At 72.2% G+C, this 14,152-nt stretch carries 14 protein-coding genes and 1 riboswitch; of the genes, 8 read left to right on the forward strand and 6 right to left on the reverse strand.

What is annotated here, in order from left to right; translation table 11 throughout:
* Window positions 1-34 precede the first annotated feature (34 nt).
* Entirely contained in the window at window positions 35-958 is a 924-nt protein-coding gene (locus tag MXD64_RS16040) for a tetrahydrofolate dehydrogenase/cyclohydrolase catalytic domain-containing protein (protein ID WP_259553061.1), read from the reverse strand.
* A complete protein-coding gene (glyA, locus tag MXD64_RS16045) occupies window positions 955-2,232 on the reverse strand; it encodes a serine hydroxymethyltransferase (protein WP_056071863.1) in 1,278 nt (425 codons plus the stop codon). The genes MXD64_RS16040 and glyA overlap by 4 nt, the downstream gene beginning before the upstream one ends.
* 96 nt (window positions 2,233-2,328) lie before the next feature.
* Window positions 2,329-2,413, reverse strand: a riboswitch (ZMP/ZTP riboswitch).
* 38 nt (window positions 2,414-2,451) lie between these two features.
* Here glyA and clpS point away from each other — a divergent pair.
* Window positions 2,452-2,757, forward strand: a complete 306-nt coding sequence (gene clpS / locus MXD64_RS16050; RefSeq protein WP_017888108.1) for an ATP-dependent Clp protease adapter ClpS — start codon at window positions 2,452-2,454, stop codon at window positions 2,755-2,757.
* Window positions 2,754-3,227, forward strand: a complete 474-nt coding sequence (locus tag MXD64_RS16055; protein ID WP_017888109.1) for a DUF2017 family protein — start codon at window positions 2,754-2,756, stop codon at window positions 3,225-3,227. Before clpS ends, MXD64_RS16055 begins: the two co-directional genes overlap by 4 nt.
* Window positions 3,228-3,270: 43 nt before the next feature.
* Here the strand turns inward: MXD64_RS16055 and MXD64_RS16060 are convergent, their stop codons facing one another.
* Complete coding sequence (locus tag MXD64_RS16060) at window positions 3,271-4,143, reverse strand: NAD(P)H-binding protein (protein WP_052481810.1); 873 nt, start codon at window positions 4,141-4,143, stop codon at window positions 3,271-3,273.
* Window positions 4,144-4,218: 75 nt separating this feature from the next.
* Between MXD64_RS16060 and MXD64_RS16065 the strand changes: the two genes are divergently transcribed.
* From MXD64_RS16065 to nagA, 5 genes are all read left to right on the forward strand, one after another.
* Window positions 4,219-4,674: a MarR family winged helix-turn-helix transcriptional regulator gene (locus MXD64_RS16065; RefSeq protein ID WP_111032312.1), complete on the forward strand. Its 456-nt coding sequence runs from the start codon at window positions 4,219-4,221 to the stop codon at window positions 4,672-4,674.
* Between the two features lie 120 nt (window positions 4,675-4,794).
* Window positions 4,795-5,007, forward strand: coding sequence for a hypothetical protein (locus MXD64_RS16070; protein ID WP_042539250.1), 213 nt, complete (start codon window positions 4,795-4,797; stop codon window positions 5,005-5,007).
* A 91-nt stretch (window positions 5,008-5,098) separates the two neighbouring features.
* Complete coding sequence (purU, locus tag MXD64_RS16075; RefSeq protein WP_056071870.1) at window positions 5,099-5,959, forward strand: formyltetrahydrofolate deformylase; 861 nt, start codon at window positions 5,099-5,101, stop codon at window positions 5,957-5,959.
* 8 nt (window positions 5,960-5,967) lie between these two features.
* Window positions 5,968-6,375: a YrdB family protein gene (locus MXD64_RS16080; RefSeq protein WP_052481808.1), complete on the forward strand. Its 408-nt coding sequence runs from the start codon at window positions 5,968-5,970 to the stop codon at window positions 6,373-6,375.
* Window positions 6,372-7,538: an N-acetylglucosamine-6-phosphate deacetylase gene (gene nagA, locus MXD64_RS16085; protein ID WP_042539248.1), complete on the forward strand. Its 1,167-nt coding sequence runs from the start codon at window positions 6,372-6,374 to the stop codon at window positions 7,536-7,538. Before MXD64_RS16080 ends, nagA begins: the two co-directional genes overlap by 4 nt.
* Window positions 7,539-7,563: 25 nt before the next feature.
* Here the strand turns inward: nagA and MXD64_RS16090 are convergent, their stop codons facing one another.
* From MXD64_RS16090 to MXD64_RS16100, 3 genes are all read right to left on the reverse strand, one after another.
* Window positions 7,564-8,091 carry a hypothetical protein gene (locus MXD64_RS16090; protein WP_042539246.1) on the reverse strand — a complete coding sequence of 176 codons (528 nt, stop codon included), beginning with the start codon at window positions 8,089-8,091 and terminating at the stop codon, window positions 7,564-7,566.
* Between the two features lie 13 nt (window positions 8,092-8,104).
* Complete coding sequence (locus MXD64_RS16095) at window positions 8,105-9,976, reverse strand: alpha/beta hydrolase family protein (RefSeq protein ID WP_263136793.1); 1,872 nt, start codon at window positions 9,974-9,976, stop codon at window positions 8,105-8,107.
* Window positions 9,977-10,318: 342 nt separating this feature from the next.
* Entirely contained in the window at window positions 10,319-12,766 is a 2,448-nt protein-coding gene (locus MXD64_RS16100; protein WP_263136794.1) for a GH92 family glycosyl hydrolase, read from the reverse strand.
* Between the two features lie 146 nt (window positions 12,767-12,912).
* On the opposite strand from MXD64_RS16100, the gene MXD64_RS16105 reads away from it, so the two are divergent.
* Window positions 12,913-14,088, forward strand: coding sequence for a MalY/PatB family protein (locus MXD64_RS16105; RefSeq protein ID WP_263136796.1), 1,176 nt, complete (start codon window positions 12,913-12,915; stop codon window positions 14,086-14,088).
* The last annotated feature ends 64 nt before the right edge of the window (window positions 14,089-14,152 follow it).

Here is a 14,152-nt window from a genome sequence, read left to right on the forward strand (position 1 = left end):
CGCGACCGCGCCGAGCCCCGCGCGACCGCGCGTGCTACGACAGCTGGCGCTCGGCGGCCTCGACCACGTTCTTCATCAACATCGCGCGGGTCATCGGCCCGACACCACCGGGAGTCGGCGACAGGAAGCCCGCGACCGATGCGACCGCGGGGTCGACGTCGCCGTGCAGCTTCGCCTTGCCGGTCTCCTCGTTGACCACGCGGGTGATGCCCACGTCGATCACGGCGGCACCGGGCTGCACCCAGTCCGGCTTGACGAGCCCGGCGACCCCGGCAGCGGCGACGATGATGTCGGCGCGACGGCACTCCGCGGCGACGTCGGCGGTCAGCGAGTGCGTCAGGGTCGCGGTGGCCTCGAGTCGCGTGAGCAGCAGGCCGAGCGGCCGTCCGACGGTCAGCCCCTGGCCGATGATCGTCACGTGCGCACCACGGATCGGGATCTCGTACGCGTCGAGCATCGCGACGATGCCCCGCGGGGTGCACGGCAGCGGTGCGTCGATCGTGCCGGCACCACCCGGCACGGCGAGCACCAGCTCGCCGAGGTTCGTCGGGTGCAGGCCGTCGGCGTCCTTCGCCGGGTCCATCAGCTCGAGCATCGGCGTCGGGTCGATGCCCTGCGGCAGCGGGAGCTGCACGATGAAGGCGGTGACGCGGGGGTCGTCGTTCATCTGCAGGATCGCGGCCCGGATGTCCGCGGCGCTCGCGGACGACGGCAGGTCGATGCGGTGCGAGTCGAGGCCGATCGACGCCGAGTCGCGGTGCTTGCCCGCGACGTAGGACATCGAGCCGGGGTTCGCGCCGACCATGATCGTGCCGAGGCCCGGACGGATGCCGTGCTCGTGCAGGCGGTCGATCCGGCCCCGCAGTTCGTCGAGCGTCCGGGCGGCGAGGGCCGTGCCGTCGATGCGGACGGCACTGCCCTCTCCGTCCCAGAGCGTCCGAGGGATGGTGCCGCTCACGCGTACAGCGGGAACGCGTCGGTCAGGGCCTTCACCCGTGCCGAGAGCGCTGCGACGTCCGGGTTCGGCATGAGGGTCAGCGCGATGATGTCGGCCACCTCGGTGAACTCGGCGTCGCCGAAGCCGCGGGTCGCCAGCGCCGAGGTGCCGATGCGGACACCCGAGGTGACCATCGGCGGGCGCGGGTCGAACGGCACCGAATTGCGGTTCACGGTGATGCCGACCTCGTGCAGCAGGTCTTCGGCCTGCTTGCCGTCGACCTCGGACGTGCGCAGGTCGACGAGCACCAGGTGCACGTCGGTGCCACCGGTGAGCACGTCGATGCCCGCGGCCTTGGCGTCGTCCGCGGTCAGGCGGGCGGCGAGGGCCTGGGCGCCGCGGATCGTGCGCTCCTGACGGTCCTTGAACTCGGGGGTGCCGGCGAGCAGGAACGCGGTGGCCTTGGCGGCGATCACGTGCATGAGCGGGCCGCCCTGCTGGCCCGGGAAGACCGCGGAGTTCAGCTTCTTGAACAGGGTCTCGTCGTTCGACAGGATGATGCCCGAGCGGGGGCCGCCCAGGGTCTTGTGGACCGTCGACGAGACGACGTGGGCGTGCGGGACCGGGGACGGGTGCAGCCCGGCGGCGACGAGGCCGGCGAAGTGCGCCATGTCGACCCAGAGCTTCGCGCCGACCTCGTCCGCGATCTCGCGGAACTTCGCGAAGTCGAGCTGGCGCGGGTAGGCGGACCAGCCGGCGATCAGGACCTTCGGCTGGTGCTCGATGGCCTTCGCGCGGATGTCGTCGTAGTCGACCTCGAACGTCTCGGGGTCGACGCCGTACGCCACGGCGTTGTAGATGCGGCCCGAGAAGTTCAGCTTCATGCCGTGGGTCAGGTGACCACCGTGGGCGAGCTCGAGGCCGAGGATGGTGTCGCCCGCCGAGGCGATGGCGTGCAGGACAGCGGCGTTGGCCGTCGCGCCGGAGTGCGGCTGGACGTTGGCGTACTCGGCACCGAACAGCGCCTTGGCACGGTCGATGGCGAGCTGCTCGGCGACGTCGACGTACTCGCAGCCGCCGTAGTAGCGCTTGCCCGGGTAGCCCTCGGCGTACTTGTTGGTGAGCACGGAGCCCTGCGACTCGAGCACGGCACGCGGCACGAAGTTCTCGGACGCGATCATCTCGAGGGTGTCGCGCTGGCGGCCGAGCTCCTGCTGCAGGACGGCGGCGATCTCGGGGTCGACCTCGGTGAGCGGGGCGTTGAACGCGGCGCGGGCGGCGGCCTGCTCGGCCACCTCGGCAGAGTCGGAGACGAACGGGGGCAGATCGGCAATGGACACGGGACTCCTACGGTGTGCGGACGACCAGCTGGTCGCACTCGGACGGTCGGTCGGTGCAGCCCAGGCGTACGGCCGCGCACCGTGTCTTTGTCGCTCCCTGATGGTGACCCATCCAACGCCAGTCGCGACGTGACGATCGTACCGAGCGACCCCGCCCTGTGTCACCCTGGATGCATGACGCTGCTCTCGCCCGACGTGGACGAACGGACCACCACGGACGAACGGACCGGTGCACGGGCGGACACCCCGTGGGTCACCGTGGTCTGGGACGACCCGGTCAACCTGATGTCCTACGTCACCTACGTCTTCCAGCAGCACTTCGGGTTCTCGCGCGCGCAGGCCGAGCGGCTCATGCACCAGGTGAACGACGACGGCCGCGCGATCGTGGCAACGGGCCCGCGCGAGTCGATGGAGGCCCACGTCCAGTCGATGCACGGCTACGGCCTGCAGGCGACCGTCGACAAGGCCCCCGAAGCGTGATCCCGTTCGTCCGCCGCGCCGACGGCGTCCACCTCGGCCTGTCCTCCGGCGAGCGCGACCTGCTCGCCTCGCTCACCGAGCAGCTGCGGCAGGTGCTCGGCGGCGACCTGTCCGCCGACCCGATCAGCGAGCGGATGTTCCCGGACGCCTACCCCGGTGACGACGAGGCGAGCGCGGAGTTCCGGAAGTACACGCAGTCCGACCTGCTCACGCAGAAGACGACGAACGCCTCGATCGTGCACGAGTGGCTGACGGGCACCCGCGACGGTTCGCTCGACGCCGAGGACGAGCAGGCGTGGCTCCGCACCCTCACCGACCTGCGGCTGACGATCGCCGACCGGCTGGGCATCGAGGACGCCGACGACGAGGAGCGCTCGGTCGAGGCCGACGCGGGCGTCGGCCTGCGCGACGTCTACGACTGGCTCGGCTTCGTACAGGAACACCTGGTCGTCACGCTCACGTCGCGCTGACGGCCCACGGGCTGGAGGCCCGGATCACCTCCGGCGCGACGGGTCACCCCAGCAGGTCGTCGCGGTGGGCTCGCGCCCAGTCGGCCAGGCTCCGCGGTGCGGTGCCGGTGATGCGCAGGACGTCGGCGCTCATCACGTCGACGCCGTCGAGGCCGCGGCGGACGACCCGGCCGAACTGCTGCCGGAGCCCCTCGGCCTGCCAGGCGGGCACCCCGCTCAGGCGCAGCACAGCGGCGTAGACCCGGCTCGGCAGGTGCAGGGGGCGCACGGGTCGGCCGAGCCCTTCGGCGAGCGCGGCGGCGACACCCCGCGCATCGAGCAGGTCCGGGCCGGTGAGCACCGGTTCGGTGCCGTCGTGGCTGTCCTCGGTCAGCACCCGCGCCGCCGTCCGGGCGATGTCCTCGGTGTCGATCCAGCCGATCACCCCGCGGCCCGTGGTGTGCGGGAACCACCCCCGTCGGATCGCCGGTGCCGAGGGCTGCACGTTCGTCATGAACGACGAGGGGTGCAGGATCGTCCACGCCAACCCGCTCTCGCGTACCAGCCGGTCGGTGTGCCAGGCGGCGCTCGCCCACGACATCGGGGAGTGCTCGGCGGCGTCTCCGCCCGACAGCTGCACGATCCGTCCGACCCCGGCCCGCTGTGCCGCTCGGACCCCGCTGGCGCCCTGCTCCCGCTGCCGCTGGCTGACCGGCGTCACGAGGAAGAAGCGGTCGGCCCCGTCGAGCGCCGCGGTGAGCGCGTCCTCATCGTCCAGGTCGGCCAGGCGACCGTCGATGCCGCGTGCCCGGAGCGCGTCGACCTGCTCGGGGCGTCGGACCACTGCGCGGACCGTCACCCCTGCCGCCCGCAGCAGCTCCGCGGTCTTGCCGCCGACGTCCCCGGTCACGCCGGTGACCGCCACGATCTCGCCCATGTCTGCTCCTCGTCCCACTGACCCGTTCTGGTATCAGTTTCCTGATACCAGAACGTACGCCGGTACGATCGCCCCGTGCCCCAGGAACTCCCAGCCCCGCGCGACGACGTCGACGGCATCGTGGCGTGGACGGTCATCCGGGCCGCACGGACGCTCTCCCGCCGACTCGCGGCCGAGCTGGCGCCGCTCGGGTTGACGCCCGTCGAGTTCGGCGCGCTCATCCAGCTCGCAGCGGCCGGCGAGCTCAGCCAGGCCGACCTGGCGCGCGCGGTCGGCGTCCGACCGCAGAGCATGACGACGCTCGTCGGGGGGCTCTCGACGCGGGGACTCGTGGAGCGGGGCGCCGCACCGGGCCGGGGACGGGCCTCCCGGATGCGACTGACCGACCAGGGCGAGGCGCTGCTGGCACGCGCTCACCCGATCGTCCGGGCGAGCAACGCATGGTTCGGCGACGGTGCGGAACCGATCTCGGCGACCCTGCTCCCGCTGCTCGAGCCGGACGCGGGCGACGACGGGTCCGCCGTTCCCTGAACGACATCGGAAGCCTCGCCCGACGCCGAGTGAGCAGAAGACGACGGCTCGCACCCCCGCACCCGACGTCTTCTGCTCACTCGACGACCGCCGGACGTCCTGGACCGGTGGCGTCGGGGCATGGCGAAGGGCGGCGGGTTCAGCAGTGACACCACGGCAGGCGCGATCTGGAACGTGGTGATCTGCGGCATCCTCTGCATCGGCATCCCGATCGCGGCGATCGTCAACGCCGACCGGGGTTCCGCGTCCGTCGGCATCGGCATCGCCGCGACGGTCCTGGCCCTGTGCATGGAGGTCTCCTTCGTCCGCCGCCTGCTCGCGCACCGGCGCTGACGCTTCGTGAGCACGAGTGGTCGAGTCGCCGCGGCGCACTCGACCGTTCCTGCTCACGAAGCACCTCCCCCGCGGCCGGTACCCTGATCCGGTGACCGACCCGACCCCCACGCACTGGACCCTGACGCTCGTCTGCGACGACCAGCCCGGGATCGTGCACGCCGTCTCCGGAGCGATCGTCGCCGCCCAGGGCAACATCACCGAGTCGCAGCAGTTCTCCAGCGCCGACACCAACACGTTCTTCATGCGCCTGCAGGTGATGGCGCCGGTCGACCGCGCCGCCTTCGAGGCAGCACTCGCGCCCGTCGCCACCCGCTACGACGCCCGCGTCCAGCTCGACGTCGTCGGTCGTCCGCTGCGCACCCTCGTGCTCGTGTCGAAGGCCGGTCACTGCCTCAACGACCTGCTCTACCGGCAGCGCGGCGGCCAGCTGCCGATCGAGGTGCCCCTCGTGCTGTCGAACCACGCGGACCTGTCCGAGCTCGCCGCGTTCTACTCCGTGCCGTTCGAGCACCGTCCGGTCACCGACGCCGAGTCGAAGGAGCAGATGGAGCGGCGCGTGCTGCAGGCGGTGGAGGAGCACGACATCGAGCTCGTCGTCCTCGCCCGCTACATGCAGATCCTGTCACCCGAACTCTGCGCCGCGCTCGAGGGCCGTGCCGTGAACATCCACCACTCGTTCCTGCCCGGCTTCAAGGGCGCGAACCCGTACCGGCAGGCGCACGCCCGCGGGGTGAAGCTCATCGGCGCGACCGCGCACTTCGTCACGAGCGACCTCGACGAGGGCCCGATCATCGAGCAGAACGTCGTCCGCGTCGACCACACCAAGGAACCGGCCGAGCTGGTGTCCATCGGGCAGGACGAGGAGTCCCGCACGCTCACCCAGGCGGTGCGCTGGATCGCCGAGGACCGCGTCCTGCTCGACGGCGCCCGCACCATCATCTTCAAGTAGGCAGCACCATGACCAACGCCCCGCAGTCCCCCGTCGACTGGGAATCGGTCCCCGACCCGGCAGCCGTCCGGCAGCCGCGACCGCGGTTCGAGGCCTGGAAGGTCCTGCGCATCGCCGTGATGGTGTTCGGGCTGTTGTCCCTGGCCTTCTGGGGCTACTGGTCGTGGCAGCTCCCACTCCCCGGCTACCTGTTCATGGTCGGCGCCCCACTGTTCGCCGCGGTCGTCTGGTACTTCTTCCGCTCACCGCGCTCCCCGATCGAGACCGACATCGTCGGCAAGACCATCGTCGAGGTCGCCCTGGTCGTCGCCGCAGGCGCGACCTGGATCTCCATCGGCCATCCGGTCGTCGGGATCGTCTTCATCGTGATCGCCGCCCTGAGCGGCGTGATCGCGTTCCGCAAGGAGACCGCATGACCGCCACGGGCCTCCAGACCGGCCGGGAGGCCCAGCGCACGCTGGTCCGCGCGGCCCGCGTCGTCGACGCGGCCGGCACCACGGCCGACGGCTGGGTCCTGGTCGTCGGTGACACGATCCACGCGACCGGCTCCGGCCCCGAGGCCCCCGCGGCCGACCAGGTCGTCGACCTGGGCGACCGGGTCCTGACGCCCGGGTTCGTGGACCTGCACGGGCACGGTGGGGCGACCGAGGCGTACGAGGACGACTCGTTCGACGGCTCGCTCGCGATGCACCGCGCGCACGGCACGACCCGTTCCGTCCTGTCGCTCGTCGCGAACCCGGTCCCCGCGCTCGTGGCGTCGCTGACCCACGTCCGTGCCGTCATGGCGACCGACCCACTCGTGCTCGGCGTGCACCTGGAGGGGCCGTTCCTGTCCCCGCACAACAAGGGCGCCCACAACGAGTCGTTCCTGATCGACCCGACGCCCGCTGCGGTCGACGCGTTGCTCGAAGCGGGCGAGGGCGTCATCCGCCAGGTCACCATCGCGCCCGAGCTGCCGGGCGCGCTCGACGCCGTCCGTCGGTTCGTCGAAGCCGGTGTCACGGTCGCCGTCGGCCACACGGTCGGCACGTACGACCAGGCCCGGGCCGCCTTCGACGCCGGCGCGACGATCCTGACCCACGCGTGCAACGCGATGCCCGGCCTGCACCACCGCGCGCCGGGACCGATCGGCGCTGCCGTGGCGGACGACCGCGTGACGCTCGAACTCATCCTGGACGGCGTGCACGTGCACCCGGTCGTGGCGGACACGCTCTTCCGGGCGACGCCGGGTCGTGTCGCGCTGATCACCGATGCGATGGGTGCTGCCGGCGCCGCGGACGGCTCGTACCGACTCGGGTCGCTCGACGTCACGGTGACCGACGGCGTCGCACACGTCGCGGGGACCGAGACCATCGCGGGATCGACACTGACGCAGGACGTGGCGCTCCGCAACGCGGTCTCGCTCGCCGGGCGGACCCTGCCCGAGGCCGTGGCGGCGCTGACGAGTGTGCCGGCCGGCGCGCTGGGGCTCGGCGACCGCCTGGGTCGGCTGGCGCCGGGGTTCGCCGCGGACCTCGTGGCGCTGTCGTCGGCGCTCGAGGTCGAACGTGTGTGGGGCGGCGGGCGCGAGCTGCGCTGAGGCACGCACCGTTCGCTCGAACCCGTCACGGCAGGTCGGTCGGGCGGGGGTTGAGGGGCTCACCGAACCTCGGGGCCCGGCCCGGGACGCAGTGCCCGTAGATGGTCACGTCCGCGTGGGACTCGTACGCCTGGAACAGGACGGCGAAACCGTCCCCTGCCGTGCCGCCGAGGTACCCCTTCGGGTAGCTGATGACGGTGCGCTCGGGCGTCAGGGTGTCGTCGTGCTCGACGCGGGCGCCGCCGTACCCGATCGCTGCGAGGGCCTTCGCGACCCGCCCGGCGACCTGGTCGGGGGTGCCCGGCAGCGGGAGCCTCCGCGAGGCCGAGTACGAGTACTGGGCGGCTTCCTGGTCTCCCGTGCCGCAGATGAACCAGGCGGGCTCGTCATCGCCCCAACCGTCCCGCCCGACGACCGAGCGCACGGCGGCGAAGATGTCCAGGACGTCCTGGTGCGACTGTTCGACGTTCATCGACGTGTCCTTCTGCATCGGGGAGTCCGGGGCGGGGTCGGTGCACCCGGTCAGGAGCACGGCACACACGACGGCGATCACCGCGCCCCACGGTTCAGAGCATCGGGTCACCGGTGCCCCCGGTCTGCCAGCCGTACATGAGCCAGTCGTCCTTGGTCTGCTGCCGCATCCGGTCGAAGGGGCCGCCCCGCTCGGGGATCTCGTCCCCGTGCCCCATCGCCGCTCGTGCAGCGTTGTACTGGGCGGTGGTCCCGTTGTCGAAGTAGGAGTACCGGCCGTCGTCGTCATCGCCGTCGTACGGCCCGTGGCGGGTGACGCCGTGCCGGGTGTCCGACCCACGACCCTCGGTCTCGGAGCTGAACTCGTGCGCGTCCCACGTGGACTCGGTCGGGTCACGGCGACCGGACAGGTTCTGCCCGGTGACGGCCCAGCCGTCCTTCGCGCCCTGGGTGGCGAAGACCTGTCCCTCGGGCACGTGCAGTGCGGACGCCTTCGGTGCGGCGTCCGTGACGCCGGCCGAGCCGAACAGCACCACGTGGTCGGCGTGCGTCTTCGTCAGGGCGATCGTCGCCACGGTCGTGCCGTAGGAGTGCCCCATGACGGTCAGGTCGGCGTCCCGCCCAGCAGCGGCTCGTGCCGCGTGGAACCCGTCGAGGTCGGCCACGAGCCGGCCCGCGCCCGCCTGCGCGCGGTCGTCCGCCAGGACGGTCCGGAACGATGGGTCGTCGGCCATCGGCGGGTGGTAGCCGATCCAGGACAGGACGGCCACGTCGCCCGCGCGGGCACCGGACACCCGGACCTGTTCCGCACGCATGCCGATGGCGATCGCGCTGTAGTCCTGCACCGTGCCGTCCTGGTACGTCGCGGTGTTCATGCCCGGCACGATGACGCTGACGTGCGTGGCACGGTCGAGGTCACCCGCGACGATCTGCGCGAGCGGTGGACGGTCGTCGACGAGTGCCACCAGTGAGACCGGCGTCGTCGCGAGGGTGTCCTGGATGTTCCGGTAGGCGTCACGCTGCCGTTCCCAGACGAGCAGCTGCTCGCGCGCCGCGGCCGCGTCGGCGGGGTTCCGGGCGGCGTCGTGCAGCTCGCGCCAGTGGCGCACCTGCCGCCGTGCGTGTGCGAGCCGGTCGGCCAAGACCGTCGTGTTCGCCCGTGCCCGCGCCCAGGAGGCGACACCGTTCAGGTTGCCGATGACCGCCGGCATCGCCGCGACGAACGCCCGCTGGGCCGCGGACGGCGCACCGTCGACGCCCGACATCGCCTGCCACCACCCGGCGACCTGCGCCGCGTCGATGCCGGCGAGCCGCTTCACGACCCGCGAGTCGCCACCGAGCGCAGCGATGCTCTCCGGATCGAGGGTGGCGAGCCACGTGAGGAACTGCCCGTCGCTCATCGCGGACACGACCGCGGCGGAGACCAGCTTGCCGAGCACCGAGCGGTCCTCGAGCGCAGCGGCCGCCGCTCGGTCAGCTGCGGCCCGGCGGGCGACGAGCTCGTCCCACTGCGCCGACAGCCGAGCGTCCAGCCCGGCCAGCCACTCGCCGCTGTGCTGCAGCTGCTGCAGGAGTGCCCGATCCGACTCGACCGCGTCCGGTCCGGATGCCACCGCGGTCGCGTCGCGGATCGCTCGGTCGTTGGCCGCGATGTCATCCGCGGTGTTCCGCCGCGTCGTCTGCAGGCTCGCGGCGTCGTCCTGGATCTCCCGCACCTGGCGCGCGTAGGTGGCGAGTGCAGCCGACGCCGCGTCCAGCCTCGCCGCGACGCGATGCGCACTCGCCGGCATCGCCGCTGCCGCCACGAGGAACTGTTGTTGTGCCCGCCCCGCCCAGCCCGAGGCGGCGTGCTCGGCAGCGACGAGCACGTGCCGGGCGCCGTCACGGACCGCGTCCGAGCGGTCTTCGTGCCTTCGGGCGATCCGCTGGATGCCGTCCGGATCGCCCGCGACGGGGTCCGCGCTCACCGGACCCGCCGGGCGAGGTCGGCGTCCGCCCGCAGGACTGCTTCGGCGGCGGTGGTCACGTACGCACGGAGTGTGTCCGCGTCGTCGCCGAGCGAACGGATCATCGCATCGTGGGCCGAGGACGATGCGATGAACGCGGATGCGACCGCCCCTGAGCCGAACGCACCGCCGTCCGAACCGGACAACGGTCGCTCGGGATGCAGGTCAGTGACCGCTCGCCCCGCCGCTCGCGCGACCGCTTGCATGGTCGGCAGATCGACCGTCAGATCCCCCATGGTTCCCCCTCGTGTTCCCCGAGGAGGTCAACATATCACCGCTGAAGTACGGTGTGTCAAGGGGTGTTCAGTGATCGATCGGGCGCCCCCGCTCGCCGCTCGCCCAGCCCGTGTCCGCCGAGTTGCCCACCCGCAGTGACAGGGTGCCGCCACGCGTCACGAACGACGCCGGCACCCACGACCGCTCGTGCGTCCACCCGTTCAACCGCGCCCCCTGCACGTACGGCTCGGTCCCCGAGGACCGGATGACGAGCCGCTCTCCGCTGGAGCGTCGGATGTCGACCGTGCTGAACGTCGGGCTGCCGATGAGCATCTCCGCTCGCCCGGGCGTCTGCGGGAACAGCCCGATCGAGGCGAAGACGTACCAGGCGCTCATCGTGCCGAGGTCGTCGTTGCCCGGCAGCCCACCGGGGCCGGTCGAGTAGGCGTCGTCCACGACCCGGCGCACGGTCTCCTGCGTCTTCCAGGGCGTGCCGAGTGCGTTGTACATCCAGGGTGTGTGGATGTCGGGTTCGTTCGTCGGGTCGAACTTCGTGGCGTCCCCGCCCGTGACGGCCCAGTTGCCCGAGGCGTCGTGGAAGAAGTCGTCGAGCCGTGCGACGGCGGCGTCGTCACCACCGAGCGCGCTCGACAGCCCCCGCACGTCCTGCGGCACGAGCCAGGTGTACTGCGCACTGGTGCCCTGCGCGAACCCGGTGCCGGTCGAGGGCGACCAGCCCGGCGTCCACGATCCGTCGGCCTGCCGAGCGGCTTGGTGGCCGACCGCCGCGTTGAAGGTGTTCTTCCAGTACCCACCACGAGCGGCGAACATCCGGGCATCGGAGTGCAGTCCGAGTGCGCCTGCCCAGTACCCGAGCGCGCTGTCGGAGATCGAGTCCTCGAGGGTCTCGGCCGCACCACCCCAGCAGGCGCAGTCGTCGTTCGCGGCGTACTGCCGATCCAGGTACTCGTCGAGCGCGGGCCGCTGCGACAGGCACTGTCCGGGGCACCCGACGTCGCTCTCGGCGTCCGCGTTCTCGACCGTCGCCTGGCGCTTGAGGGAGGCGTAGGCGGCCCGGACGTCGAAGTTCCGGACGCCCATGGCGTACCAGGTGGCGAGCGTCGCGGCCGAGGGGTCGCCGGTCATCACGTGCGTCGGCGCTCCGAGGTGCAGCCACCGGTCCCACACCCCGCCGTTCTGCTCGGCGAAGCGCAGCATCGACTGCGCCATGTCCCCGGCGACGTCCGGCCGCAGCAGGGCGAGCAGCTGGATCTGCGCCCGGTACTGGTCCCACCCGGAGTACGTGCCGTAGACGGCCCGGTGTCCGCGGTCCATCCGGTGCACCCGCAGGTCCGGCCCGAGGTAGCGCCCGTCGCGGTCGTTCAGCGTGTTCGGCTGCATGAGTGCGTGGTAGACGGACGTGTAGAGCTGGGTGGTGCGGTCCGCCGTGCCGCCACCGACGCGCAGGCGCGACAGTTCACGGTTCCAGGAGGCCCGTGTGCCGGCCGCGACGCTGGCGACGGTCGAGCGCCCGGTCACCTCGCCGTCACGGTTCGCGACCGCCCCGGCCGCGCTCACGTACGAGATACCGATCTTCGCCTGCACCGTCGCTCCGCGACGCGCATCGAACCCGACCCACGCGCCGGAGCCGCGTCCGGCGCGGTCGGCGCCGGTCAGGTAGCCCTCCCCACCGGAGGAGGACGTGCCTCCAGGCTGGACCGTGCCGTCCTTCCAGGTGCCGGTGCTCGCGAACGCCGTGTCGAAGGTCGCGGTGAAGTAGAGGCGGTAGTAGCTGCGACGGTCCGGGTTGGTGGCGCCGCCGCCGTTCGCGCGGCGGCTGCAGAAGCCGCCGGTCAGGACGCTGCCGCTGACGGTGCGGGTGCGGGGGTCGACGCGGGTGACCGCGGCCTCGCTGCCGTTGATCGAGTTCGAGGTGCGGAACAGCAGGTTCGCGTCCTTGCCCGCCGGGAACGTGAACGCACCGACGCCGGCACGCGTGGTCACGGCGAGGTCGGTGCGGACGCCGTTGTCGAGCGTCACGCCGTAGCGGCCGGGGCTCGCCGACTCCTGGTCGTGCGAGTACCCGGCGGCGTAGACGGCGTCCTTCGAGTCTGCCGACGGCGAGGTCGTGACCGGGGTGGTGACCGGCATGATCGGCACGTCGCCGGCTGCACCCGGAGCGCACCCGGCGCCGTTCAGGTGCGTCAGACTGAAGCCACGCAAGCGGTTCACGTCGTACGAGTACCCGTTCGCGACCGGGGTCGACGTCTGGTCACCCGCGGTGCCCGTGGGACTCCACTGCATCATCCCGAACGGCGCCGTGGCACCCGGCCAGGTGTTGCCGTTGTTGCTCGTGCCGATGAAGGGGTCGACGTACCGCGCAGGATCGCTGACGGTCCGCCCGGCCTGTGCCGAGGGCGAGCCCACAGCGGGCGCGGCGACGATCGCTGTTCCCACCAGGGCGGCGATCGCGGCCACCGCGGCGAGCGGGAACGGACGGACGAGCGGGCGACGGTGCACGCGAGATCGGTTCACATCGGCGACGCTAGCCCCCTCGGACGGGGGACGCCTCCCGCGTCACCGATCGCTCTCCCGCTGTTCACGTCGGGTCCGGCGTCGGACGCGGCCCCGCGCGCCGCCCGACCCTCGCGCCCCGCGGGGGTCGCTGTCAGGATGGGCGCATGAGCGTCATGGTGTCCGTCTTCGATGCGTACCGGTCCCGCACGAGCGAGAAGTACACGGCCTACCCGCCGGACGTGCTCCCCATGTTCGTCGCCGAGATGGACAGCATGCTCGCCGAACCGATCCGCGACGCCCTGGTCACGGCGGTGACGAACGGCGACACCGGGTACGTCGGGCACGGACGGGCCCTGCCCGAGGTGTTCGCCGACTTCGCCGAGAGCCGGTGGGCGTGGCGGGTCGACCCCGACCTGGTCCGCACCACCACGGACGTGTCGGTCGCTGCGGTCGAGGTGCTGCGCCGGGTCATCGAGCCGGGTGACCAGGTGGTCATCATGCCGCCCGTGTACCCGCCGTTCTGGGAGTACGTGTCCGAGGCCGGCGGCACCGTCACCGAGGTCCCGCTGCTCGCCCCCGCGGGCCCGGCCGACCCCTTCGACACCACGGCCGGCTGGCGGATGGACCTGGACGGCCTCGCGCAGGCGTTCGCCGACGGAGCCCGCACGGTGCTGCTCTGCAACCCGCACAACCCCCTCGGGCTGGTGCACGACCGCGAGTCGCTCGTCGCACTCGCGAAGCTGGCCGCCGAGTGGGACGCCGTCGTGGTGTCCGACGAGATCCACGCGCCGCTCGTGCACGCCGACGCGGTCTTCACGCCGTTCCTGGAGTCCTGCCCCGAGGCCGTGTCGCTCGGCGTCGCCCTGACGAGTGCGAGCAAGGCCTGGAACCTCGCCGGCACGAAGTGCGCGATGATGATCGGCGCCTCGGAGCGGGCCCGCGCGTGGTTCGACGGCCTGCCGACCGAGGTCGTCGAGCGCACCGGCATCCTCGGCTACACGGCGAGCGTCGCGGCCTTCAGCGAGGGCGGACCGTGGCTGGCGTCACTGCTCACCGAGCTCGCGGCGAACCGGCGCACCCTGGCCGAGCGGATCGGCGACGTGCTGCCCGGCGCCGAGTACCGGCAGCCGCAGGCGTCGTACCTGGCGTGGCTCGACCTGCGGGCACAGCCGTGGGGCGACGACCCCGCAGCGGAACTCGTCGACCGGGCGAAGGTGGCGCTCGGCTCCGGCCCGGCGTTCGGACGGCAGGGCCGGGGCTTCGCGCGGCTGAACTTCGGGTGCTCGGCGGAGACCCTCGACGAGGGACTCAGCCGCCTGGCCGCAGCCGCCCGCGCCTGAACCCGAGCTGCGTCGACCGGCGTGTGGCTGCCGCGAGACGCCGGCGTGTGCGTTCGACGCCCTG

Source organism: Curtobacterium sp. Arg-1 (assembly GCF_025643395.1).
Taxonomy (GTDB): Bacteria; Actinomycetota; Actinomycetes; order Actinomycetales; family Microbacteriaceae; genus Curtobacterium; species Curtobacterium poinsettiae.